The sequence below is a fragment of the Camelimonas fluminis genome (genome assembly GCF_014656355.1).
GTDB classification, from domain to species: Bacteria; Pseudomonadota; Alphaproteobacteria; order Rhizobiales; family Beijerinckiaceae; genus Camelimonas; species Camelimonas fluminis.
The window spans coordinates 37,638-60,953 of record NZ_BNCG01000001.1 but is presented as its reverse complement, the minus strand read 5'-3'; the positions used below and the strand labels follow the sequence as shown (position 1 = coordinate 60,953).

The window sequence follows — 23,316 nt, the reverse complement described above, 5'->3', positions numbered from 1 at the left end:
TGGCGCCGCCTGCATGCGCGAGCCGGCCCCAATGGGCCGGCCAGACCTCACAGCCCTTCGAACAGCGGCGTCGACAGGTAACGCTCGGCGAAGGACGGGATAATGATGACGATGTTCTTGCCGGCGGCCTCCGGGCGGGCGCCCAGCTCCAGCGCGGCCGCCACGGCGGCGCCGGAGGAGATGCCGACAGGAATGCCCTCGACGCGGGCAAGCTGGCGGGCGGTGTCGAAAGCGGTCTGGTTGCCGACCGTGATCACCTCATCAATGAGGCTGCGGTCCAGCACTTCCGGCACGAAACCGGCGCCGATGCCCTGGATCTTGTGCGGGCCGGGCTGGCCGCCGGACAACACCGGGCTGTCCTCCGGCTCCACGGCCACCATTTTCACGCCAGGGCGGCGCTGCTTCAGCACCTGGCCCACGCCGGTGATGGTGCCGCCGGTGCCGACGCCGGACACCACATAGTCCACCTCGCCGTTGGTGTCGTTCCAGATCTCCTCCGCGGTGGTGGCGCGGTGGATCGCCGGATTGGCGGGGTTGGCGAACTGTTGCGGGATGATCGAGCCGGGGATCTGCGCATGCAACTCCTGGGCGCGGGCGATGGCGCCGCGCATCCCCTGGGCGCCAGGCGTCAGTTCGAGCTGGGCGCCGAGCAGCTGCAGCATCTTGCGGCGCTCGATCGACATGGTCTCAGGCATCACCAGGATCAGGCGATAACCGCGCGCCGCCGCCACGAAAGCCAGAGCAATGCCGGTGTTGCCCGAGGTCGGCTCGATCAGCGTCGCGCCGGGCGCGATGCGTCCCTCCGCCTCCAGGGCGTCGATCATGCTGACGCCGATACGGTCCTTGACGCTGGAGATCGGGTTGAAGAACTCGAGCTTGGCCAGGAGGTTGGCCTTGACGCCTTTTTCAGCCGCCAGGCGCGACAGGCGCACCAGCGGCGTATCGCCAATGGTGGCGGTGATGGAATCGTAAATGCGACCGCGGCCGGGCTTCTTGCCGCCTGCGTTGCTGGACGAGTTATCCGCCATGACCTGCTCCCCTGTGGCATTTCCGGGCGAAGACGACATCGCTTCGCATGAAGAAAATGCGACTCGTTGAAAGACACCGTTTTGCCGGCCACGCCGGACGTCCCTGCCGGCCCCTGACCGGCCAGCAACGCCGCGCCGCGGCGCATGGCCTGCAGCGAGGTTATAACCTGCAGTAAAATGTGCAAATAAATTTTCTACAAATCAGATTGTGAAATCCATTGGAACCGCCACGTCGCCGAACACGCTCTTCATTTCAGCGTCGCGGCACAGATCCTCGATGGTGACGGAATCGAGCCGGGCGAGAAACGCCTCGCCAGCCTCCTTCACAGACGGCTCGATCACCTGCTCAACCAGTTTCGATTCCGGCAGCGGCGGCAGCCCGTCGTCCTCCTGCGCCGCCATGACGGCGCGCACGATCTGCCCGGCGCTGATGCGCCGCCGCTCCCGCGCCAGCTCGTAGCCGCCGCGCGGGCCGCGCACGCCCTTGAGGACGCCGGCGCGCACCAGGGTCTGCAAGACGGTTTCCAGATGACGCGGCGGCAGCCGGTGCCGCGCCGCCAGCAGCTTGGCGGCCACCGGCAACGGGCGGGCGTGAAGCGCGACGTCGACTACCGCTGCAATGGCAAGCACGCTCCGTCGCGACAACAGCATCATGGCCCGGTCCCCCTACCCGCGCGCCCTTGTGGCGGGCCGCGCTTTCATTCCGATGGAGACAGTTTTTAACAGCCTCCGTCGTGCAACAAAAGCTTTTCACTCCATAAAGTGTAAATTACGCACGTCCATCGCATGCCGCAACGCCCGGATTCAGGCCACCCCGGTCGAGCCGAAACCACCGGAGCCGCGCATGGTGTCGTCCAGGGCGGCGACCTCCCGCAGCGCAAGTTGCGGCGCCGGAGCCGCCACCGCCTGGGCGATGCGATCGCCGCGGCGGACGATGAATGGCTCCTGCCCCAGATTGACCAGGCAGACAAAAACTTCGCCACGATAGTCGCTGTCGATGGTGCCCGGCGTATTGAGCAGCGTCACGCCATGTTTGGCCGCCAGTCCCGACCGGGGCCGGACCTGGATTTCCCAGCCAGCGGGCACGGCGAAACAGAAGCCGGTCGGCGCCAAAACCCGCGCCCCCGGCGCCAGCGCGATCTCGCCATCGACGGCGGCGCGCAGGTCGAAGCCGGCGGCGCCCGCCGTGGCGTAGGCCGGCGCCGGCAGGTCGGCGGCATGCGGCAGCCGGCGCAACAATATCTCAGGCGCGCTGCTCATGACGCCGCGCCAGAACGACCCGTGGCCGCGCCTTTTTCCCCGTCCCTGACGTTGCTTCTGGCGAGCGCGTCGGCCATGCGGGCGACCAGGCGGCGCGCCACCTCGTCCTTGCCCATGGTCGGCCAGTCCTCGATGCCTTCCGACGTCACCAGGTGCACGGTGTTGCGATCGCCGCCCATCACGCCGCTTTCCGGCGAGACGTCATTGGCGACAATCCAGTCGCAGCCCTTGCGCGCCAGCTTGGCCTCGGCATGGGCCAGCACCTTTTCGGTTTCGGCGGCGAAGCCCACCACCAGATGCGGCCGGCCGGCGGTCATCTTCGCCACCGTCGCCAGGATGTCGGGGTTTTCGACCAGGTTGAGCGACGGCGCGCCGCCTCCGCCCTGCTTCTTGATCTTCTCCTCAGCCGCGCCGGCGACGCGCCAGTCGGCAACAGCGGCGGTGAACACCGCCGCGTCAGCCGGCAGGGCGACTTCAACCGCCGCCAGCATCTCGCGGGCGCTCTCCACATGCACCACATGCACGCCAGGCGGATCCGGCAGGTTCACCGGGCCGCTGACCAGAGTGACGTGGGCGCCGGCCTGGGCTGCGGCCAGGGCGATGGCGTGCCCCTGACGGCCGGATGAGCGGTTGGCGATGTAGCGCACCGGATCGATCGGCTCATGGGTGGGGCCTGAGGTAACCAGCAGGCGCAGGCCGGTGAGCGGCCCCTGCGGCTGCAACCGGCTGAAGCCGGCCGCCGGCGCGACGCCGCCCCCCTGCCCCTGATAGATGACGTCCTGATATCCCACCCGCGCCGCCGGTCCGGCGCCTGGTCCCGCCAGGGCCGATTCCACCGCGGCGACGATCTCCAGCGGCTCCGCCATGCGCCCCAAGCCGGATTCGCCACGCTCGGCCATGGTTCCGGAATTGGGGCCGACGAACAGCACCCCGTCCTCCGCCAGCGTCGTCGCGTTGCGGCGCGTGGCCGGATGGGCCCACATGCGCGGGTTCATTGCCGGCGCCATCAGAACCGGCTTGTCGGTGGCGAGCAGAATGTTGGTGGCCAGGTCGTTGGCCAGACCGTTGGCCGCCTTGGCCATCAGGTCGGCGGTCGCGGGCGCCACGACAATCAGATCCGCCTCGCGCGACAGGCTGATGTGGCCGATATCCGCCTCGTCGGTGAGGGAGAACAGGTTGGTGAACACCTTCTCCTGCGACAGCGCCGCCGCCGACAGCGGCGTCACGAACTGCTGCGCCCCTTCGGTCATCACGCAGCGCACCACGGCGCCCCGCTCCTTGAGCCGCCGGATCAGATCCAGCGCCTTGTAGGCGGCGACGCCGCCGCCAATGATCAGAAGGACCCGGCGACCTGACAGCATGGACGTCTCCCTCGCAGTTATTCCGCAGACGGGGACCGCGCGGGCGCGCGCCCCAGGCATTATCGCCATTGCCTGCCGCAAGCACGCGCCAATGGCAAGATGCGCCTCAAGACTTGCCGCAGCACTTGCGGCGGGCATTGGGGCCAGGCGCGCGCCCGGCGGCCGAAGCCTGGCTCACATGCGCCAGACCAGCACGGCCAGCAGCACGGCGATCACCCACAGCGCCAGCGTCGCCATGCGCATGCCCCGCCCTTCGGCGCGGCCGATGCGGTCAGCGCTGTCGGCGTTGATGGCGAAGCCCGTGCCGGTGGTGGCGTTCTCCAGTCGGGCCAGCACGCGCTCACCGCGTTCCAGCGTCTCCGGCAGGCTGCCAAGACGCGAGATCAACGCCGAGGCGCCGCGGCCGATTTCCTCGACGCGGCCCGCCGGCCCCAGATTGCGCGTGATCCACGCCCGCACCACCGGGTCGGCGGTCTTCCACATGTCGAGATGCGGATCGAGGCTGCGGGCCACGCCCTCCACCACCACCATGGTCTTTTGCAGCATGACCAGCTCTGGCCGGGTCTGCATTTCGAACAGGCCCGTCACCTCAAACAGCAGGGTGAGCAGCCGGCCCATGGAAATCTCGTCGGCGCGACGGTTATGGATCGGCTCGCCGATGGCGCGGATGGCCTGGGCGAAGTCATCGACGCTGTGCGAGGCGGGAACATAGCCGGCTTCAAAGTGGACTTCCGCGACCCGTCGATAGTCCCGCGAGATGAAGCCGTAGAGGATCTCCGCCAGGAAGCGGCGCTCCTTGTGCCCCAGCCGGCCCATGATGCCGAAATCCACCGCCACCAGTTGCCCCTGGGGGTCGATGAACAGATTGCCCGGGTGCATGTCGGCGTGGAAGAACCCGTCGCGCAGCGCGTGGCGCAGGAACGACTGGATGATGTTCGCCGCCACCGCCTTGCGGTCAAAGCCCGCGGCGTCTACGGCGGCCAGATCGGTGAGCTTGACCCCATCGATCCATTCGCTGGTCATCACGTCGCGCTCGGTGAACGACCATTCCACGCGCGGCGTGCGGAAGCCCGTGTCTGCGACGGTGTTGGCGGCCATTTCCGACAGGGCCGCCGCCTCCAGGCGCAGATCCATCTCGATGGCGACCGACCGCGACAGCGTCTCCACCACTTCCACCGGGCGCAACCGCCGCGCCGCCGGCACGAATTTTTCCGCCGTGCGCGCGGCGAAACGCATGGCGCCCAGATCGCGCTGGAAACGGCCGCGCACGCCCGGGCGCAGCACCTTCACCGCCACCAGCGCCGTCTCGGGCATTTCGCCAGGCGCATTATCCCCGGCTTCGCCGGCCTGCCGCCGTGCGTCGGGCGCGAGGCGCGCCATGTGCACCTGGGCGATCGACGCCGCGCCGACGGGCTCGCTGAACTCCGCAAACATCTCGCCGAACGGCCGGCCGAGCGACTGGGCGACGATAGCCCGCGCCTCGGCGGTCGGGAACGGCGGCATCCGGTCCTGCAGGCGCTCCAGCTCGCGGGCGATGCGCACGCCGACCACGTCCGGCCGCGTCGCCATGAACTGGCCAAGCTTGACCCAGTTCGGCCCGAGCCGGGTCAGCGCCGCCGCCAGCCGCCCTTCGCCGTGGCTTTCATCAGCGCCGCGCCGCTCAACCAGTCGCGCCAGGCGCAGGCCGAAACGGCCGGCGGGCGGCAGAACCGTCGGGTCAACCAGCGCCAGCGCGCCCTCGCGCGCGAACACGAAGCCCACCCCGGCAAGCCGGACGCCATAAATCAGGGTGCTGAACACGGTCTCAGAGCTTCCATCCTGAATGGAGGGCCACGACGCCGCCGGTCATGGGGCGCGCCTTCACCCGGGCGAAACCGGCGTCCATGATCAGCGCTGAAAACAGGGCGGCGTTGGGGAAATTGCGAATGGATTCCACCAGATAACGGTAAGGTTCGCCGTCGCCGGTCACCAGCTTGCCCATGGCCGGGATCAGGTGGAACGAATAGGCGTCATAGATTTTGTCCAGCCCCGGCATGTCCACATTGGAGAATTCCAGGCACAGAAAGCGCCCGCCGCGCCGCAGCACGCGATACGCCTCCGCCAGCGCCTGCTCCAGGCGGGGCACGTTGCGGATGCCAAAGGCGATCGTGTAGGCGTCGAAGGAATTGTCCGGGAATGGCAACGCCTCCGCGTTGCCCTGAACGAATTCGATGCGGTCGCCGAAACGGTCGCCGGCCCGGTCGCGACCCACCGCCAGCATCTCGCGATTGATGTCCAGCACGGTGACTTCGGTGCTCTCGCCGCCGGCCTTCAGGGTGCGAAAGGCCACGTCGCCGGTGCCGCCGGCCACGTCCAGCACCTTCAGCGCCCGGGCCGGCGAGGGATTGAGCGCCGCCACCATGTCGGCTTTCCATGCCCGGTGCAGCCCACCCGACATCAGGTCGTTCATGACGTCGTAACGCTTCGCCACCTTGTGGAACACGTCGTCGACAAGACCCTGCTTGCTGTCGAGATCCACGGTGGAGAAGCCGAAGTGCGTCCGCGCCTTCGCCTCGCCGCCGGTCGCGTCATGTGTCGGGGCTGTCATGGAGTCATCCTTTCGCAGCCGGCAACATAGCGAAACTTGGCCCCCGCCGCCATGTCTGCCGACGCGGTTTCCGCCGGTGGTTTCCCTGACGTCCGCCTTGCTGCGACCTTGTGACGGGCCATATATAGAGCGAGCTTCAGGAGCCAGCATGCCCGAATTGCCCGAAGTCGAAACCGTCCGTCTCGGGCTTGCCCCCGTGCTCACTGGCGCGACCATCGCCCGGGTCGAGATCAACCGGCCCAACCTGCGGTTTCCGTTTCCCGACAGCTTCGCAAACCGGCTGACAGGCCAGACCGTGATCTCCCTGGGGCGCCGGGCCAAATACCTGCTGGCCGACCTGTCGTCCGGCGAGGTTCTGGCCATGCATCTGGGCATGACCGGCCGTTTCACCATTCACGCGCCCGACGGGGGACCCGCGGAGGCTCAGGAAACCGTCAGTTCCCCGGGCGCTTTCTATTATAATAATGTCATCACCCCGCAGGGCGCCGGCGCCCCATCGCCGCACGACCACGTGCTGCTGCACCTGGGGAGCGGCGCCACCATTGTCTATAACGACGCCCGCCGCTTCGGTTTCATGGAGCTGGTCGCCCGCGCGGCGCTTGATTCCCACCCGCTGTTTCGCAACATCGGCGTTGAGCCGCTGGGCAACGCCCTGAGCGGCGGCCTGTTGCGCCAGCTGATCGCCGGCAAGGCCGCGCCGCTGAAGGCCGCGCTGCTCGACCAGCGCCTCATCGCCGGCCTCGGCAATATCTATGTCAGCGAGGCGCTGCACCGGGCTGGCCTATCGCCATACCGCAAGGCGGGAACGCTCGACGAGGTCGAAGCCGGGCGCCTCGCCGGCGTTATCCGCGACGTACTGACCGAGGCGGTGGCGGCCGGCGGCTCCACCCTGAAAGATTTTCACCACGCTGACGGCGCCCTCGGCTATTTCCAGCACGCGTTCAGGGTTTACGACCGGGCCGGCAGCCCCTGCCCCACGCCCGGCTGCAACGGCGTCATCACGCGCGCCGTCCAGTCCGGCCGCTCCACGTTCTGGTGCGAGAGCTGTCAGCGTTGAAGCGCCTTCCAACCAGGCGGAACCGCCTGATCGGGCAGAATCCACCCAAACCCGCAAAGCTGGAGCAGTAGCAGGACCCGGCTGCGCCTCAACGGATCATGCGCCAGGGCGTTTGCGCACATCCCGAATCGCCAGCCACCGCGAGGCGCCCCGAACCGCGAGGCGCCCGAACCGCGAGGCGCCCATGGACGCCGGCGGGCCAGCCAGGCTAGAGCAGGATTGCAGCGCGCCCGTCAGCCGTGACGGGGCAGGCGCAAATCGACACACGCCGCGCGTGGGCGATGCCCGCCGTCCGGCGTTTCAGGGCAGGGAGTTGCACATGAGCTATGAAACCATCATCGCCGAGACCCGCGGCAAGGTCGGCGTCATCACCCTGAACCGTCCCAAGGCGCTGAACGCCCTGAACGCCCAGCTCATGGACGAGCTGAACCTCGCCCTCGACGCCTTCGAGTCGGACGCCAATATCGGCTGCATCCTGCTCACCGGCTCCGAGCGCGCCTTCGCCGCCGGCGCCGACATCAAGGAAATGGAGGAGAAGACCTATCCGGCCACCTATCTGGAGGACTTCTTCGTCACCGGCGACCGCATCGCCGCCCGCCGCAAGCCGATGGTCGCGGCGGTCGCCGGCTTCGCCCTCGGCGGCGGCTGCGAACTGGCGATGATCTGCGACATCATCATCGCCGCCGACAACGCCAGGTTCGGCCAGCCAGAAATCAAGCTCGGCGTCATTCCAGGCATCGGCGGCACCCAGCGCCTCACCCGCGCCGTCGGCAAGGCCAAGGCCATGGACCTGTGCCTGACCGGACGCATGATGGACGCTGAGGAAGCCGAACGCTCCGGCCTCGTCGCCCGCATCGTGCCGGCGGACAAGCTGCTTGAGGAAGCCTTCAAGGCGGCCGAAACCATCGCCTCATTCTCGCTGCCGTCGGTGATGCTGGCCAAGGAAACCGTCAACCGCGCCTTCGAGACCACCCTGTCCGAAGGCGTGCGCTTCGAGCGCCGGGTGTTCCACGCGCTGTTCGCCACCGCCGACCAGAAGGAAGGCATGTCCGCCTTCGTCGCCAAGCGGCCGCCGAATTTCACCAATTCCTGAGGCTTTCGCAGTCTCCAGGCGAGCGCCCGCACGAGCGCCGGAAGGCGCGCCAGTTCAGGGCGGGAGCAAAATTCCGGTTCTGCAAAACGGCGTTTTGCCCTAAGAACACGACGCCCCGGCGCCCCCTGCGCCGGGGCGTCGCCATTTCATCAACGCTTATAAATCAAAGAGATGGAGCAAGCGTCCGTTTCAGCCTGAACAGGCCTTGCTCCAGACGCCCGCGCCATGCCCGATTTCACCGCCACCCTCCACGCCCTGCTCGCAACGCCGCTGGACTGGGGCGGCGCGCTGACGCCTGGCGCCAGCCTGAACGTCGGCCTTGTCCTGGCCCTCCTGCTGGTCGCCTTCGTCGCTGGACTGATTGACGCCATCGCCGGCGGCGGCGGCCTGCTGGTGCTGCCAGCATTGCTGCTCGCCGGGTTCCAGCCCGCCAGCGCGCTCGCGGTCAACAAATTGCAGGCGGCCTTCGGCTCCGGCTCCGCAACCTTCGCCTTCACCCGGGCCCGGCTCATCGACTGGCGCGCCACGGCCCCGATGTTCGCGTTGGCCGCGGCCGGCGCGGTGGCGGGCGCCCTGCTGGTCAGCGTGCTGCCCACGGGCTTCCTGCGTCTGCTGATGCCGCCGATGCTGGTGGCCATCGCCCTGTACATGGGCTTTGCCGGCCGCCCTAGCGACGACGATCGCGAACATCGCATCTCGCCGGCGGTTTTCGCCGGCGTGGTTGCGCCGGCGATCGGCTTCTATGACGGCGTGTTCGGGCCTGGCACGGGCTCGCTGCTGATGATGGCGTTCGTTGGCCTGCTGGGCCTTGGCGTGGTCCGCGCCACCGGGCGGGCCAAGGCGCTGAACTTCGCCAGCAACGCCGGCGCGCTGGCGATTCTCGCCCTCACCCAGGCGATCGCCTGGCCGCTTGGCCTGCTCATGGGCGTTTGCGCCTGGAGCGGCGCCAGAATCGGCGCCCATCTGGCCATCCGCAATGGCGCGAAACTGATCCGCCCCCTGCTGGTCATTGCCTGTTGCGCCATGGCGCTGCGGCTGTTTCTGGACCCTGCCGGCCCGTGGCGGTCACTGCTGCACTGAGTTTTCAGCCGGAATCCGTCCGCGCCGGAAATCTTCCGATTTTCAGTCGCCGCGCGTTGACGCCGGGCGCGCCTGATCCTATAAGCCACACCAACAGGACGGCCCGGCGCCGTCCGCTTTGTTTTCACTCTCCGGACGTTGCCCCTGCCCCGGCAGGCGGCGATCCGCACAACACAAGGACGGCGCGATGGCCAACACATCGTCGGCCAAAAAGGCGACCCGAAAGATCCTGGCGCGCGCGGCTGTGAACAAGAGCCGCAAGAGCCGTATGCGCACCTTCCTCCGCAAGGTTGAAGAGGCGATCGCTGGCGGCGACCAGGCCACCGCAGCCGCAGCGCTGCGCGCCGCGCAGCCGGAGCTGATGCGCGCCGCCCAGAAGGGCGTGCTGCACAAGAATACGGCTTCGCGCAAGGTGTCGCGTCTGGCCAGCCGGGTGAAGGCGCTCAGCGCCTGACATCCGCAGCACAGGTATTGAAAGGCGCAGCGCCCTGTCGCTGCGCCTTTTTTATTGCCTTCACGACATCGCGCCGGGTGCATTTTCTTCCGTCGGACGGATTGACTCACTTCCACTGATATTACAGCCCCACGACAGGCCGGGCGACCCGCAGGCGGTCATGAAATCTGTAAATATATCAGTGTGTTATGCCGCAAGACATTCCAATCCAATCGAATCATGCGCTTCCCGGCCGATTGTGACAGGACATTCGTATCGCAATCATATGAATGTCACGCGGCCGCCACACCCGGCTTTTCTCCCCGGAAACCGACGTACTCCCAATGGCTTGCAAAATGCTCCGGAAGGACGACTTCGGCTCGCCGCGCTCCGGCGCCAGCTCACCGGATGAAAGTTTCCAACAAGCGAGTTGCGGGGGCCGCCCCCCGCATGTAAGGTCACCTCACTCGGGTCACCCCGGGTTTTCCTCAAGATGTTTTATGTAGTTCCACCCTTGAACAAGGGGGAGGAGACCTGTTTCTTCCACCTTGTGAGAACACGCGCCGGCCACCGGCCAAAGCCATTGTGCTTTGCGTTGATTTGAGCGTGGAAATACTTGTGAGCGTCAGCGTGGCGCCCAGCGCCTGCTGAACGGGGTGGCGTTTGCCTTGAGCATGTTGCGTTCGCACGGGACGGAAGTCCGGCCCCGTAACGAACGTCATATGCCCGGCCCCAGCCAACTGAAACCGCGCATGATCGCGACCGGGAACGGACCGATCACGCGCCAAAAACCGACACGGAGTGCGTAGGTATGCTTAAGGGTGAGATCAGCGCCGTTGGGAATGGTCACGACCTCCGGGACGCCGCCGCAGCAGATCACGCCCTTGGGAGCCTCGGCGACATGTCGCCGGAAGACCGCGCCGACGCCTGGAACGGCGTGCGACGTCGCCTGCGGGCCGAGCTGGGCGAGGACGTATTTTCGAGCTGGTTTGGCCGGCTGGAGCTGGACGCCATTTCGGGCGAAACGGCCCGCCTCACGGTTCCCACCCGCTTTCTCAAGAGCTGGATCGAGGCCAATTACCTTGATCGCGTGCTCAGCATTTTCCGCACCGGCTTTCCTGGCGTGTCCCGGCTGATCATTGGCGTGCGTTCGGCTGGCGGCGCCGTGATCTCCTCGCGCATGCCCGACGAAGCGCCGCGCCCGGCGCCGCAGGCCCAGACCCAGGCGCTTGCTGCGCCGGCGCGCAACGCCGCGCCGGCCAGCGCCCCTGCCCCCGCTGCGGCGGCTCAGGCCGCGCCGGCTGCGCTCGCCAGCGCCGAGTCCGACATCGTCGGCAACTCGCTTGATGCGCGCCTGTGCTTCGAGAATTTTGTCGTGGGCCGCTCCAACGCCCTGGCCCACGCCGCCGCCGAGCGCATCTCCAGCCATGACGGCGGCGCCCCGCTTTACAGCCCGTTCTTTCTTCACGCTGGCGTCGGCCTCGGCAAGACCCACCTGCTGCAGGCCGTCTCCCAGGAGATGGAGCGACGCGGCCGCCGGGTCATCTATCTGACCGCCGACCGCTTCATGTATGGCTTCGTCAACGCCCTGAAGTCGCAGACCGCCCTCGCCTTCAAGGAGAAGCTGCGCGCCATCGACCTCCTGGTGCTGGACGACGTGCAGTTCATCCAGGGCAAGTCGATCCAGCAGGAGTTTGGCCATACGGTAAACGCGCTCATCGACGCCGGTCGCCAGATCGTTGTCGCCGCTGACCGGCCGCCGGCCGAGCTGGAGACACTCGACGAACGCGTCCGCTCGCGTCTCGCCGGCGGCCTCGTGGTTGAAATGGGTCCGCTCGACGACGCCCTGCGCATGCGCATCCTGGAAGCGCGCATCGCCGCGATGCAGGTCAAGCACCCGGCCTTCCAGGTCGGCCCGGAAGTCGTGACCTATGTGGCCTCGGTGATCACCACCAACGGCCGCGATCTCGACGGCGCCGTCAACCGCCTGCTGGCCCACACCACCCTGTCGGGCGGCGAGATCACGGTGGAAACCGCCGAGAACGCCATCCGCGACCTGGTGCGCACCCGCGAGCCGAAGCGCGTCAAGATCGAGGACATCCAGAAGCTTGTCGCCACGCGCTACAACGTGTCGCGCGCCGACATCCTGTCCGAGCGTCGCACGGCGGCGGTGGTCAAGCCGCGCCAGATCGCCATGTATCTGTCGAAGCAGTTGACCCTGCGCTCCCTGCCGGAAATCGGCCGTCGCTTCGGCGGCCGCGATCACACCACCGTGCTGCACGCGGTGCGCAAGATCGAGAAGCAGGTCGGCGAGGACCGCTCGCTGTCGGAAGAAGTGGAATTGCTGAAGCGCATGCTGCTCGACTGACGTCAGACGCGATGAGCATGGCTCATCGCTCCCTGATCAAAGCAGGGCCGCGTCTGGGCCTGCAAGGCGTGGATGCGTCAGCATCTTCGCGCCGGGATATTGGCCGCAACGCTTTCACCGGTCCGGATCAGGCCTCCGCTGGCGACAGCGGAGGCTTTTCTGTTCCGCCCGTCTGCTCCGCCCGTCGCCGGTCATCGCGTCATGGTCCGACCTGCCCGCGAGGCAAAACGGCGGCGCGCAGCCATGACGGGCGTCGAATACCTGACGGCGGCGCGACCGAGCGCTTTTTTACTTGTGAAAGCGCGCCGCCACTTTGATTTGTCATGAACAATGACGCCGCCGCCTCAATTCCTGGCGGCGCGCGCCGTCGCAAGGCGGAGCCTTCCGCCTGCTGGTCAGGCGGCCGTCGCCCGCTTCTCGGCGATGCGCGCCAGCAGGGCGGCGCCGACTGGCAGGATCTTGTCGTCGAACACGAACGCCGGATTGTGCAGCGGCGCGGAGACGTCGCCGGTCAGCCACACATAGGCGCCAGGCGCCTGCTGCAACATGTCGGCGAAATCCTCGCTGCCCATTTTCGGCGTCTCGTCCAGATGCACCCGGTCGGCGCCCAGCAGTTCGGTCGCCGCCTCCGCCGCCACGTCGCACTGGGCGTCGTGATTGCTGAGCACATTGAAGATGTTGCGGATCTCCACCCGGGCCGTGGCGCCATAAGCGGCTGCGACGCCTTGCGCCAGCGTTTCGATGCGCTCGCGAATCTTCTTGAGAACCCGGTCGTCGAACGCGCGAACGGTGCCCGCCAGCGTCGCCTTTTCCGGGATCACATTATAGGCCGAGCCGGCGTGTATGCGCGTGACCGAGACCACCGCCGGCTGGTGCGGATCAATGTTGCGGCTGACGATGGTCTGCATGGCCTGGGCCAGCGCCGTCGCCACCATCACCGGGTCCACGCCGACATTCGGCATGGCTCCGTGCGAGCCCTTGCCGGTAATCTCGATGTCGAAGAAATCCGCGCCGGCCATGGCCGCCCCCCGGCAGATGCCGATATGACCGCTGGGACCGACGGGAGCGTTGTGCAGGGCGTAAATTTCATCGCAGGGAAAGCGCTCGAACAGACCGTCCGCCAGCATGGCGCGGGCGCCGCCCAGCCCTTCCTCGGCCGGCTGGAAGATCAGATTGACCACGCCATCGAAATTGCGGGTTTCGGCCAGGTAGCGCGCCGCGCCCAGCAGCATGGCGGTGTGGCCGTCATGGCCGCAGCCATGGAAGCGGCCCGGATTGCGCGAAGCGAACGGCAGGCCGGTCGCCTCCTCCATCGGCAGGGCGTCCATGTCGGCGCGCAGACCGACGCGTCGCACGTTGCCGCCCGCGCCTTGCCTGTCGCCGCCAGTCCGGCCGCGCAGCACGCCGACGACGCCGGTGCGCCCGACGCCGCGATGCACCTCATACCCCCAGCTTTCCAGTTTGTCCGCGACCAGCGCGGCGGTGCGGGTTTCCTCAAAGCCGATCTCCGGCCAGGCATGAATGTCATGCCGCCAGGCGACCAGTTCATCCTGGAACGCCGTAATGCTCTCAAGCACGCCTTGTTGCACGCCCATCTGGCCGGTTCTCCCCAGTCGCCAGGGCAATGGCGGGCGCAGCAGGATGGCTGCAACCCGTGCGCCTGGCATGAAAGGCGACGCGCATACGCCTGACCGGGCCCGCCGCCGCCGCATTGATGCTCATGATGCGGCGGATAAAGTGTCCCTGTCGAGCCTGCCGGGAGGGGAAAGTCCTGCCAGATGCCCGTCGCCGGCTGTGGACGGGGGCTGGCGCGGCGGGCGTTTCCGCTTCCGGACTTGCGCCAGGGGCGGCAAGATTGCATTGTCTCCAGCCCTGCGCGGGTCCATACCGGGCTCGCCGGGCGCTTCTTTTGGCGTCGGGTTCGCCGCCGCCACGGTCCCTCCACAACGTCAACGGGTCAGGCCATGAAAGTCACTGTCGAGAGAACTGCTCTGCTCCGGGCGCTCGGCCATGTCCATCGCGTTGTCGAGCGGCGCAACACCATTCCGATCCTGTCGAACCTGCTGCTGCGGGCGGCCGACGGCGCGCTGAACCTGAAGGCGACCGACCTCGATCTTGAGGTCACCGAAGCCGTCGCGGCCGAAACCAGCCAGGCGGGCGCCACCACGGTGCCGGCCTATGTGCTGTATGACATCGTCCGCAAACTGCCGGACGGTTCGCAGGTGTCGCTGGAAAGCGCTGGCGACGGCGCGCAGATGCTCATCCGCGCCGGCCGCTCGCGCTTCACCCTGCAGGCCCTGCCGGAAAGCGACTTCCCGGATATCGCCGCCGGCGACCTGCCGCACCGCTTCACCGCGCCGGCAGCCGACATCAAGCGCCTGATCGACAAGACGCAATTCGCGATCTCCACGGAGGAGACGCGCTATTATCTGAACGGCATCTATCTGCACGCCGCCGCCGGCAATGGCGAAACCACCCTGCGCGCGGTGGCGACCGACGGCCACCGGCTCGCCCGGGTCGACGTGGCGGCGCCGGCTGGCTGTGAGGGCATGCCGGGCGTGATCGTGCCGCGCAAGGCCGTCGCCGAAATCCAGAAGCTGCTCGACGGCGTCGACGGCGAGGCGGCCATCGAGCTTTCCGCCAGCAAGATCCGCCTGTCCATCGGCCCGGTGGTGCTCACCTCCAAGCTGATCGACGGCGCCTTTCCCGACTACCAGCGCGTCATTCCCGCCGGCAACGACAAGGTCATGGTCGTGGAACTGGGCGAGTTCACGCCCGCCGTGGACCGCGTCTCGACCATTTCGTCCGAGCGGGGCCGCGCCGTGAAGCTGTCGCTGCAGGAAGGCAAGCTGACCCTGTCGGTGACCAACCCGGACTCCGGCTCGGCAGTGGAAGAAATCAGCGTCGACTATGAAGGCGAGCCGCTCGACGTCGGCTTCAACGCCCGTTACCTGCTCGACATCGCCGCCCAGCTCGACGGCGACACCGCCTTCTTCAAGCTGGCGGACGCCGGCTCGCCCACCATCGTCCAGGATCGCGAAGGCGCGCCCGCCCTCTACGTCCTGATGCCGATGCGCGTCTGATTTCGGGAAAGCCGGGAGCCTGGCCGCCAGGCCCCGGAACATCGCCATGACCTTACGGCCGCGCATCACGCGCCTGATGTTGCGCGATTTTCGCAGCTACCGCGCGCTGGATCTGCGCGCCGACGCCGCGCTGGTCGCCCTCGTCGGCGACAATGGCGCCGGCAAGACCAATATTCTTGAAGCCATCTCGCTGTTCTCCCCCGGCCGCGGCCTGCGGCGGGCCGAGCTGCGCGACATGCGTCATATGGCCCAGGGCGGCGCGCCGGCTGGCGAGGGGCCGGGTGACGCCGCGAGCTTTGCCGTCTCCATCACCCTGGATGAGGCAAGCGGCGGCGCCCGGCTCGGCGCCGCGCTTGAGGAGCGGGCCGGCGCGCTGTCCCGACGCAGCCGCATCGACGGCGAGGCCGTGTCCTCTCCCGCCGCTTTCGCTGAGTATGTGCGCATTGTCTGGCTGACCCCCGCGCTGGACGGCCTGTTCGCCGGCCCGCCCGGCGACCGTCGCCGCTTTCTCGACCGGCTGGTGCTGGCGGTGGACGCCAGCCATGGCGCGCGCGTCAACGCCTTCGAGCGCGCGCTGCGCTCGCGCAACCGCCTGCTGGAAGATCCGCGCGCCGACGCCGCCTGGCTCGACGCGGTGGAGCGCGAGGTGGCGGAACTGGGCGTCGCCGTCGCCTCGGCCCGCCGCGAGACCGCCGACCGCCTCGCCGCCCTTGCCGCCACGCGCCGCGACGCGCCCTCGGCCTTCCCATGGGCGGGCCTGCGCCTCGATGGCGCCATCGAGGACATGGTGGCCGGCGCCCCCGCCCTCGACGTGGAGGATCACTACCGGCGTCTGCTGCGCGACGGCCGCGCCCGCGATCGCGCCGCCGGGCGCACCCTCTCAGGCCCCCAGGCCACCAACCTGGCGGTGCGCCATGGCCCGCGCGACATGCCGGCCGAACTGTGCTCCACCGGCGAGCAGAAGGCGCTGCTGATTGGCCTGGCGCTGGCCCACGCCCGGCTGGTCGCCGCCATGAGCGGCATGGCGCCGCTGGTTTTGCTGGACGAAATCGCCGCCCATCTCGATCCTGGTCGGCGGCGGGCGCTGTATCTGGAGCTGGCGGAGCTTGGCGCCCAGGTGTGGATGACCGGCGCCGATCCAGCCCTGTTCGGGGAATTGCCCGCCGGCTCGCAACTGTTGCGGGTGACGCCAGGCGCCGCGGCGCCGTTCATGGCGCCGGTCTGAAGCCCGCCGCCAACCCTCCATGACAGCGAATTTTCCTGTCGCGTCCGCCAGACGGCGCTGTCATCGCGCGCCTGACTGACGGCGCCAGCCGCGACTGGCGCGCCGGCCGTGAAAAGCCTATATAGGTGGGGTCGGGATTCGTAATGTACGCGCGCGCGCGCGCTCCCCGGTAGCATGGGCCGGCGGTCGCCGGCCTGGCGCGCGGCGCACGCTCCCGCCGTCAGGCGTATGGAAGCCCGTCAGCAATTCAGGGAAACAGATGTCAGAAGCAGCCCGTAACGCCGATGCCGAAAGCTACGGCGCCGATTCGATCCGCGTCCTGAAAGGTCTGGACGCGGTCCGCAAGCGCCCGGGCATGTATATCGGCGACACGGACGATGGATCGGGCCTCCACCACATGGTGTACGAGGTCGTGGACAACGCCATCGACGAGGCCCTTGCCGGCCACGCCACCGAAGTCACCGTCACCCTGAATCCGGACGGCTCCTGCACCGTCACCGACAACGGCCGCGGCATCCCCACCGACCTGCACCCGGAAGAGGGCGTCTCGGCGGCCGAGGTCATCATGACCCAGCTCCACGCTGGCGGTAAGTTCGACCAGAACTCCTACAAGGTGTCCGGCGGCCTGCACGGCGTCGGCGTCTCCGTGGTCAACGCCCTCTCCACCTGGCTGCGCCTGACCATCTGGCGCAACGGCCAGGAGCACGCCATGGAGTTTCGCGGCGGCGACGCGGTGGAGGCCCTGGCGATCACCGGCCCGTCCAATGGCAATCGCGGCACCAAAGTGTCGTTCCTGCCGTCGCCCGAAATTTTCAGTCAGGTCACGTTCGATTACGCCACCCTGGAGCACCGCCTGCGCGAGCTGGCGTTCCTGAACTCTGGCGTGCGCATCATCCTGACCGACGCCCGCGGCGCCGAGCACAAGCGCGAGGAGCTGGTGTACGAAGGCGGCGTTGAAGCCTTCGTGCGCTATCTCGATCGCACCAAGACCCCGCTGGTCAGCAAGCCGATCGTCGTGCGCGCCACCCGCGACGGCATCGATGTCGAGGCCGCCCTGTGGTGGAACGACACCTATCATGAGAACGTGCTGGCCTTCACCAACAACATTCCCCAGCGCGACGGCGGCACCCACCTCGCCGGCTTCCGCGCCGCGCTGACGCGCCAGATTACCGGCTATGCCGACGCCAGTGGCCTGAGCAAGAAGGAGAAGGTCTCGCTCACCGGCGACGACTGCCGCGAGGGCCTGACCTGCGTGCTGTCGGTGAAGGCGCCGGACCCGAAGTTCTCCTCCCAGACCAAGGACAAGCTGGTGTCCTCCGAGGTGCGCCCCGCCGTGGAAGGCGCGCTGAACGAGGCGCTCAGCCAGTGGCTTGAGGAAAACCCCACCGAAGCGAAGGTGATCGTCGGCAAGGTGGTGGAAGCCTCCTCGGCCCGTGAAGCGGCGCGCCGCGCCCGCGAGCTGTCGCGACGCAAGGGGGCGCTCGACATCGCCTCGCTGCCCGGCAAGCTGGCGGACTGCCAGGAGCGCGATCCCGCCCTGTCCGAACTGTTCATCGTCGAGGGCGACTCGGCTGGCGGCTCCGCCAAGCAGGGCCGCGCCCGCGAGTATCAGGCGGTGCTGCCGCTGCGCGGCAAGATCCTCAACGTCGAGCGCGCCCGCTTCGACAAGATGCTGTCGTCGGAGACAATCGGCACCCTGATCCTGGCCCTGGGCACGGGCATCGGCCGCGAGGATTTCAACGCGGACAAGCTGCGTTACCACAAGATCATCATCATGACGGACGCCGACGTCGACGGCTCGCACATCCGCACGCTGCTGCTGACGTTCTTCTTCCGCCAGATGCGCGAGATCATCGACCGCGGCCACGTCTATATCGCCCAGCCGCCGCTCTACAAGGTCACCAAGGGCAAGTCCCAGCAGTACCTCAAGGACGAGCGCGCCCTGGACGATTACCTGATCGACGCCGGCCTCGACGGCGCCACCATGCGCCTCGCCAACGGCGAAGAGCGCGGCGGTCTCGACCTGCGCGCCCTGGTGGAAGAAGCCCGCAACGTCCGCACGCTGCTGTCGTCGCTGCACACCCGCTACAATCGCACCGTGGTGGAGCAGGCCGCCATCGCCGGTGGTCTGCGCGCCGGCATTGTCGACAATGAACCCGAGGCCGCCGCCCAGATCGCCGCCGCCATCGCCGCGCGGCTCGACGTGATCTCGGAAGAGACGGAACGCGGCTGGACGGGCGAAATCGCCAATGGCGGCTATCATTTCACCCGCATGGTGCGCGGCGTGAAGCAATCAGTCGATCTCGACGCCGGCCTGCTGGCTTCAGGCGAGGCGCTGCGCCTGTCAGAACGCCAGGCCCAGTTGCACGACGTCTACGCCGCGCCCGCCACCCTGCTGCGCAGGGCGGAGATCACGCCGATTCACAGCCCCAACGAGCTGTTCGAGGCGGTGACCGCCTCGGGTCGCAAGGGCCTCTCGTTGCAGCGCTACAAGGGCCTCGGCGAGATGAACCCGGACCAGCTCTGGGAAACGACGCTGGATCGCGACAACCGCTCGCTGCTTCAGGTGAAGGTCAAGGACGTCCAGGACGCCGACGATCTGCTGGTGAAACTGATGGGCGACGTGGTGGAGCCGCGCCGCGCCTTCATTCAGGACAACGCGCTCACCGTCTCCAACCTCGACGTGTGACGCAAACGGCGGGGCCGCCAGGCCCGCGCGCCCCGGCGCGTCATGTCCGCGCACAGGTGCGGACATCCGCGTCGCCTGCGCCACGCCAGAGGTGATGCGTCATGGCCCCAAAGGCTCGCGGCGCTCACTCGAATGCCTCGATAAATGGCGGGAACGGCCCCGGCCGTAACGATGGAAATGGGCCCGCTCACGGGCGCGCCCGAGGCGTTTTCCGGCAAGGCGACCCCGGATATGTCAGGCGTTGGGTTCGGAGCCCAGGCTCCCTGTTTGCGTTCGCTCCCTGCCTGCTTCCACGCCAGCCCCCCCCAGCCTGCTCGTATGAACCGGGCGGCCGTCGCCAGACGGCAGATCGCGCCGCCCGCACAACGGGCGGCCTGGCGACCCGTGAAAATTTCCGCCGTCCTGCTGAATTGTCGCCTGATTTCAGCGGCATGGCAGATGGCCATGACAAACCTCTCCCCAATCCGGGCGGCCTGCGCCGTCACTGCCCTCGCCGCTGCTCTCGCTGCCTGCGCCCTGCAGCCGGAAAAACGCGTGGCCCGCGAGGAAATTTCCGTCTCGACCGCTGACGCCGCCCGCGCCGCCAGCCTCATCAGCGCCTGGCGCGTCTCAAACGGCCTGTCGCCGGTGCGCCTTGATACGGCGCTGAACGCCCCTGCCACCGAACAGGCCGTCGCCGTCGCCCAGTACGGCAAGCTGACCCATGGCAACTTCAGCGCGCGCATGGAGCGCTATGGCGCGCCCGGCGCCGCTGCTGAAAATCTCAGCGCCGGCTCGTCCGACGTGGCTGACGTCATCAACCGCTGGAAGCGTTCCTCTGGCCACAACCGCAACATGCTGCTGCCGGACATGCGCCGCATCGGCCTCGCGAAAGCCACCTCGCCCGGCAAGGGCTACGGCTCCTATTGGGCGCTTGTGCTGGCCAACTGAGGACGCCCGACCGGCCCTCTGGCAGACGCCGGAGCTGGCCGGGCAAAAAAATGCGCGGGAGCAGCCCCCCGCGCATCGGCAACCATCAGACCCGAATGTCTCAGATCGCGGCGATGACGGCGATCTCGACCTTGTATTCCGGCGCGGCGAGGCCGGCTTCAACGGTGGCGCGGGCCGGGGTTTCACCGGGCACAACCCACTTTTCCCACTCCTGGTTCATCTCGCCGAACGTGGCGATGTCGGTGAGATAGATCGTAGCCGTGAGGATCTTCGTCTTGTCGGAACCGGCGGCGGCGAGCAGCGCGTCGATCTGACCGAGGATCGTGCGGGTCTGCTCGGCGACGGAAGCGCCGCCAGCAACCTGGCCTGCGAGGTAGACGGTCTGGTTGTGAACCACGGCCTGGCTCATGCGCGGGCCGTTCTCGATGCGGCGAATGGTCATGCCCAACTCCCTGCAGCTCGTTGCTGCGCTTGCAAAAACAGACGGCAGCCGGTCAGGGCCACACCGCCATGCACCAGCCCCCGGGCCGGAATCAACCTCCGGCGCGATCAGATGCGCCAGATATACGCATATGGCGCGGTGGCAAACGCCCAATTTGTGACGTCGTGCGCCAGGCCCGGGGCTCATGGACCTGAAATGGGCGCGGGGCTTCGCCTGAACTGCAGCCGCGTCAACGCGCCAGATGCATCAGCAGGGCGCGCAATCCGGCCCCAGACACCCGGGCCCGGCGGCGGCGATCACAGCCCACAAAAAAACGCCCGACGCAAATGCGTCGGGCGCGGAATAATTGGTGCCCCTGGCCGGCCTCGAACCAGCACTCCTTTCGGAACTCGATTTTGAGAGACCGAATATCCCCTATCCTTTGTGTATCCGGGGGTATCCGATTTCCCGATAACCGATTGTAAGCACTAGCTTTTATCGGCTATCGGCACATCCTTACCTAACCGGACATACGCTACGGTTGGTTTTCTAGGTGCTCCTACTTTGCACCTGAATTCCAGCCTCCACGGAGGTTAGGAAATGCCCAAAATCAAACTCACAAAGACCGCTGTCGACGCCGCAACTGCCCAGGAGCGCGATTACGAACTCCGGGACACGATGGTCCCTGGCTTCCTCGTAAAGGTTACGCCGACCGGCCGCAAGACGTTCATGCTGGCCTACGTCGCGAACAACGGCCAGCGGCGAAAGCCAGCGATCGGGCGCTACGGCGAACTCACCGTCGACCAAGCACGGAACATCGCACAAGATTGGTTGGCAGAAGTCCGCCGAGGTGTCGATCCAAGTGCTGAGCGCGACGCCGCCCGCAAGGCGCTGACCGTGAAGGAGCTGTTTGATCGGTTCATCACGGACTACTCCGAAGATCGGAACAAGCCTTCGACCGTGAAGTCGAATCGCGGCTACGGAAAGCGCTACATCATCCCGATCCTTGGGCAGCTCAAAGTGCCCGATGTGACGCGCGCTGACATCTCCCATCTGATGAAGAAGATGTCGAAGAGCCCCACCAACGCCAACCGCGTGCTCGCGGCCGTGCGGAAGATGTTCAACATGGCCGAGGTGTGGGGATTGCGACCTGACGGTTCCAATCCTTGCCGCCACATCCCCAAATTCCCCGAGCGCGGCAAGACGCGCCTTATCGCTGACGGCGAATTGCGGAAGCTCTACGAATATCTCGACCGCGCGGAAGCCGAGGGCCTTGAGCACCCGTTCATCCTCCTTGCCGTTCGTCTGCAATTCGAATTCGCGGCGCGGATGTCGGAGATCCTCGACATGCGGTGGGATTGGGTGGATTTCGACAACCGCCGTGTCGTGTGGCCGGACAGCAAAACCGGCGAAATGTCCAAGCCCATGAGCGCCGAGGCCCATCGCCTCTTCGAGACGGCGCCACGACTGGAAGACTCACCATTTGTCTGCCCGTCGATCTTCGACCCGGAGCTTCCGATGTCCAAGCACACCTATTACCAGGGCTGGCGGCGCATTCTTGATCGAGCCGGGGTGCCGCACATCGGAACGCACGGCATTCGCCATCGTGCGGCGACCGACATCGCCAACTCCGGCATTCCGGTGAAGGTCGGCATGGCGCTCACCGCGCACAAGACGGTGACGATGTTCATGCGCTACGTCCACACCGAAGACGATCCGGTGCGCGCGGCGGCGGAGGCGGTGGCGCAGCGGCGGCAGTCGGTCGTTACCGGAACGCCTGTGCCACCAGCACAGCCGGCGCCAACTCTGCCCTCGGCTGCGGATATCGTCGTCACGCCTACGGTCGAAGCAGCGGCTGCTCCGCAACTGTCGCCCGACGGGAAGCCGCTTGGTTTCGAGGATGGCAGCTACACGTCGCGGACGCGCGTGGGAAATTATCGCCCTTATCGCCACCGCTCGGGCGAAAACCGTTCCACGCCTCCCGGCACGAAGCACGCCCAGACGGAGGAGGCCAGTCATGCCTAAACAGACCCGCCGTGAAACGCGCTGGCCTCCGCCGGAAATATTGCAACGGGCAAAATTTGTCTATGATGCTGGCCCAATCCGCTTCGTCGATACCGCGGCTGCGGCCCGACACCTCGCCCTCGATGCCCATTCGCTCGAATGTTATCGGTCCCTCGACATCGGACCGGCCTTCTACAAGTTCGGGCGCTATGTCCGCTACGCGGTGGCCGATCTCGACGCTTGGGCCGAAAGCTGCCGGCGAACGCCGGGAGCCGCTCCCAAAACGCCACCCCTCCGATCCATTGACCCGCATAGCTCGGAGGCTATATAATGTGGGAAGTTCAATTCCACGCTGCCTTCGAGGCGGAGGTTTTGGCCTTTGAGATCGATGTCCGGGTCGCCCTGATCGCAGCCGCGAGGCTGCTTCAAGACTACGGCCCCCAGCTTGGTCGGCCTCATGCCGACACGCTCAAAGGCTCGAAACACGCCAATATGAAGGAGCTACGGTTTGAAGCGGCCGACGGCGAATGGCGCGCAGCCTTCGCCTTCGACCCGGAACGGCGGGCGATCATGCTCGTGGCGGGCGATAAGTCCGGTGGAAGCCAGAAGCGGTTCTACCGGCAGCTCATCGCAAAAGCGGATCTCCGGTTTTCCGAGCATGTGGAAAGCCTGAAACCCGCAAAGAAGGGACGTTGAG

Annotated in this window: 20 protein-coding genes; 12 read left to right on the top strand and 8 right to left on the bottom strand. The window is 67.2% G+C overall.

Annotation, left to right across the window (positions count from 1 at the left end; genetic code table 11):
• Positions 1 to 47: 47 nt before the first annotated feature.
• From cysK to ubiE, 6 genes are all read right to left on the bottom strand, one after another.
• Positions 48 to 1,028 (bottom strand): cysteine synthase A, encoded by a 981-nt coding sequence (gene cysK, locus IE243_RS00325; RefSeq protein ID WP_191317369.1) that lies wholly within the window; start codon positions 1,026 to 1,028, stop codon positions 48 to 50.
• A gap of 201 nt (positions 1,029 to 1,229) precedes the next feature.
• Complete coding sequence (locus tag IE243_RS00320; RefSeq protein ID WP_191317368.1) at positions 1,230 to 1,682, bottom strand: RrF2 family transcriptional regulator; 453 nt, start codon at positions 1,680 to 1,682, stop codon at positions 1,230 to 1,232.
• Between the two features lie 150 nt (positions 1,683 to 1,832).
• Positions 1,833 to 2,288, bottom strand: a complete 456-nt coding sequence (gene dut, locus IE243_RS00315) for a dUTP diphosphatase (protein ID WP_191317367.1) — start codon at positions 2,286 to 2,288, stop codon at positions 1,833 to 1,835.
• A complete protein-coding gene (locus IE243_RS00310; RefSeq protein WP_191317366.1) occupies positions 2,285 to 3,649 on the bottom strand; it encodes a phosphopantothenoylcysteine decarboxylase domain-containing protein in 1,365 nt (454 codons plus the stop codon). Before IE243_RS00310 ends, dut begins: the two co-directional genes overlap by 4 nt.
• A gap of 174 nt (positions 3,650 to 3,823) precedes the next feature.
• Entirely contained in the window at positions 3,824 to 5,449 is a 1,626-nt protein-coding gene (gene ubiB, locus IE243_RS00305; protein WP_191317365.1) for a 2-polyprenylphenol 6-hydroxylase, read from the bottom strand.
• A gap of 4 nt (positions 5,450 to 5,453) precedes the next feature.
• Positions 5,454 to 6,236, bottom strand: a complete 783-nt coding sequence (gene ubiE, locus IE243_RS00300; RefSeq protein ID WP_191317364.1) for a bifunctional demethylmenaquinone methyltransferase/2-methoxy-6-polyprenyl-1,4-benzoquinol methylase UbiE — start codon at positions 6,234 to 6,236, stop codon at positions 5,454 to 5,456.
• 148 nt (positions 6,237 to 6,384) lie between these two features.
• On the opposite strand from ubiE, the gene mutM reads away from it, so the two are divergent.
• The 5 genes from mutM (at position 6,385) to dnaA (ending at position 12,267) form a co-directional block, all read left to right on the top strand.
• Positions 6,385 to 7,293: a bifunctional DNA-formamidopyrimidine glycosylase/DNA-(apurinic or apyrimidinic site) lyase gene (mutM, locus tag IE243_RS00295; protein WP_191317363.1), complete on the top strand. Its 909-nt coding sequence runs from the start codon at positions 6,385 to 6,387 to the stop codon at positions 7,291 to 7,293.
• A 319-nt stretch (positions 7,294 to 7,612) separates the two neighbouring features.
• Entirely contained in the window at positions 7,613 to 8,386 is a 774-nt protein-coding gene (locus IE243_RS00290) for an enoyl-CoA hydratase (RefSeq protein ID WP_191317362.1), read from the top strand.
• Between the two features lie 225 nt (positions 8,387 to 8,611).
• Positions 8,612 to 9,466: a TSUP family transporter gene (locus IE243_RS00285; RefSeq protein WP_191317361.1), complete on the top strand. Its 855-nt coding sequence runs from the start codon at positions 8,612 to 8,614 to the stop codon at positions 9,464 to 9,466.
• 187 nt (positions 9,467 to 9,653) lie between these two features.
• Positions 9,654 to 9,920, top strand: coding sequence for a 30S ribosomal protein S20 (gene rpsT, locus IE243_RS00280; RefSeq protein WP_191317360.1), 267 nt, complete (start codon positions 9,654 to 9,656; stop codon positions 9,918 to 9,920).
• Between the two features lie 880 nt (positions 9,921 to 10,800).
• Complete coding sequence (gene dnaA / locus IE243_RS00275; protein ID WP_191317867.1) at positions 10,801 to 12,267, top strand: chromosomal replication initiator protein DnaA; 1,467 nt, start codon at positions 10,801 to 10,803, stop codon at positions 12,265 to 12,267.
• A gap of 395 nt (positions 12,268 to 12,662) precedes the next feature.
• Here the strand turns inward: dnaA and IE243_RS00270 are convergent, their stop codons facing one another.
• Positions 12,663 to 13,862, bottom strand: a complete 1,200-nt coding sequence (locus tag IE243_RS00270; protein ID WP_191317359.1) for a M20 aminoacylase family protein — start codon at positions 13,860 to 13,862, stop codon at positions 12,663 to 12,665.
• A 369-nt stretch (positions 13,863 to 14,231) separates the two neighbouring features.
• On the opposite strand from IE243_RS00270, the gene dnaN reads away from it, so the two are divergent.
• From dnaN to IE243_RS00250, 4 genes are all read left to right on the top strand, one after another.
• Entirely contained in the window at positions 14,232 to 15,350 is a 1,119-nt protein-coding gene (dnaN, locus tag IE243_RS00265; RefSeq protein WP_191317358.1) for a DNA polymerase III subunit beta, read from the top strand.
• A gap of 46 nt (positions 15,351 to 15,396) precedes the next feature.
• A complete protein-coding gene (recF, locus tag IE243_RS00260) occupies positions 15,397 to 16,575 on the top strand; it encodes a DNA replication/repair protein RecF (protein WP_191317357.1) in 1,179 nt (392 codons plus the stop codon).
• 259 nt (positions 16,576 to 16,834) lie between these two features.
• Positions 16,835 to 19,264 carry a DNA topoisomerase (ATP-hydrolyzing) subunit B gene (gyrB, locus tag IE243_RS00255; protein WP_191317356.1) on the top strand — a complete coding sequence of 810 codons (2,430 nt, stop codon included), beginning with the start codon at positions 16,835 to 16,837 and terminating at the stop codon, positions 19,262 to 19,264.
• A gap of 444 nt (positions 19,265 to 19,708) precedes the next feature.
• Positions 19,709 to 20,194, top strand: coding sequence for a CAP domain-containing protein (locus IE243_RS00250; protein ID WP_191317355.1), 486 nt, complete (start codon positions 19,709 to 19,711; stop codon positions 20,192 to 20,194).
• A 100-nt stretch (positions 20,195 to 20,294) separates the two neighbouring features.
• Here IE243_RS00250 and IE243_RS00245 read toward each other — a convergent pair whose 3' ends face one another.
• Positions 20,295 to 20,636 (bottom strand): RidA family protein, encoded by a 342-nt coding sequence (locus tag IE243_RS00245; RefSeq protein ID WP_191317354.1) that lies wholly within the window; start codon positions 20,634 to 20,636, stop codon positions 20,295 to 20,297.
• Between the two features lie 579 nt (positions 20,637 to 21,215).
• Between IE243_RS00245 and IE243_RS00240 the strand changes: the two genes are divergently transcribed.
• The 3 genes from IE243_RS00240 to IE243_RS00230 are packed head-to-tail and all read left to right on the top strand — an operon-like array spanning position 21,216 to position 23,315.
• Positions 21,216 to 22,640, top strand: coding sequence for a tyrosine-type recombinase/integrase (locus IE243_RS00240; protein ID WP_191317353.1), 1,425 nt, complete (start codon positions 21,216 to 21,218; stop codon positions 22,638 to 22,640).
• A complete protein-coding gene (locus IE243_RS00235; protein WP_244642546.1) occupies positions 22,633 to 22,950 on the top strand; it encodes a DNA-binding protein in 318 nt (105 codons plus the stop codon). Before IE243_RS00240 ends, IE243_RS00235 begins: the two co-directional genes overlap by 8 nt.
• A complete protein-coding gene (locus IE243_RS00230; RefSeq protein ID WP_191317866.1) occupies positions 22,947 to 23,315 on the top strand; it encodes a type II toxin-antitoxin system RelE/ParE family toxin in 369 nt (122 codons plus the stop codon). The genes IE243_RS00235 and IE243_RS00230 overlap by 4 nt, the downstream gene beginning before the upstream one ends.
• Position 23,316: the final 1 nt, after the last annotated feature.

Coding starts and splice junctions, on each gene's coding strand:
- IE243_RS00290 (WP_191317362.1), top strand. CDS start 7,613: ATGAGCTATGAAACCATCATCGCCGAGACCCGCGGCAAGGTCGGCGTC.
- cysK (WP_191317369.1), bottom strand. CDS start 1,028: ATGGCGGATAACTCGTCCAGCAACGCAGGCGGCAAGAAGCCCGGCCGC.
- mutM (WP_191317363.1), top strand. CDS start 6,385: ATGCCCGAATTGCCCGAAGTCGAAACCGTCCGTCTCGGGCTTGCCCCC.
- IE243_RS00235 (WP_244642546.1), top strand. CDS start 22,633: ATGCCTAAACAGACCCGCCGTGAAACGCGCTGGCCTCCGCCGGAAATA.
- IE243_RS00285 (WP_191317361.1), top strand. CDS start 8,612: ATGCCCGATTTCACCGCCACCCTCCACGCCCTGCTCGCAACGCCGCTG.
- IE243_RS00240 (WP_191317353.1), top strand. CDS start 21,216: ATGCCCAAAATCAAACTCACAAAGACCGCTGTCGACGCCGCAACTGCC.
- recF (WP_191317357.1), top strand. CDS start 15,397: ATGACCTTACGGCCGCGCATCACGCGCCTGATGTTGCGCGATTTTCGC.
- dnaN (WP_191317358.1), top strand. CDS start 14,232: ATGAAAGTCACTGTCGAGAGAACTGCTCTGCTCCGGGCGCTCGGCCAT.
- IE243_RS00245 (WP_191317354.1), bottom strand. CDS start 20,636: ATGACCATTCGCCGCATCGAGAACGGCCCGCGCATGAGCCAGGCCGTG.
- dut (WP_191317367.1), bottom strand. CDS start 2,288: ATGAGCAGCGCGCCTGAGATATTGTTGCGCCGGCTGCCGCATGCCGCC.
- gyrB (WP_191317356.1), top strand. CDS start 16,835: ATGTCAGAAGCAGCCCGTAACGCCGATGCCGAAAGCTACGGCGCCGAT.
- IE243_RS00250 (WP_191317355.1), top strand. CDS start 19,709: ATGACAAACCTCTCCCCAATCCGGGCGGCCTGCGCCGTCACTGCCCTC.
- ubiE (WP_191317364.1), bottom strand. CDS start 6,236: ATGACAGCCCCGACACATGACGCGACCGGCGGCGAGGCGAAGGCGCGG.
- dnaA (WP_191317867.1), top strand. CDS start 10,801: ATGTCGCCGGAAGACCGCGCCGACGCCTGGAACGGCGTGCGACGTCGC.
- IE243_RS00310 (WP_191317366.1), bottom strand. CDS start 3,649: ATGCTGTCAGGTCGCCGGGTCCTTCTGATCATTGGCGGCGGCGTCGCC.
- rpsT (WP_191317360.1), top strand. CDS start 9,654: ATGGCCAACACATCGTCGGCCAAAAAGGCGACCCGAAAGATCCTGGCG.
- IE243_RS00270 (WP_191317359.1), bottom strand. CDS start 13,862: ATGGGCGTGCAACAAGGCGTGCTTGAGAGCATTACGGCGTTCCAGGAT.
- IE243_RS00320 (WP_191317368.1), bottom strand. CDS start 1,682: ATGATGCTGTTGTCGCGACGGAGCGTGCTTGCCATTGCAGCGGTAGTC.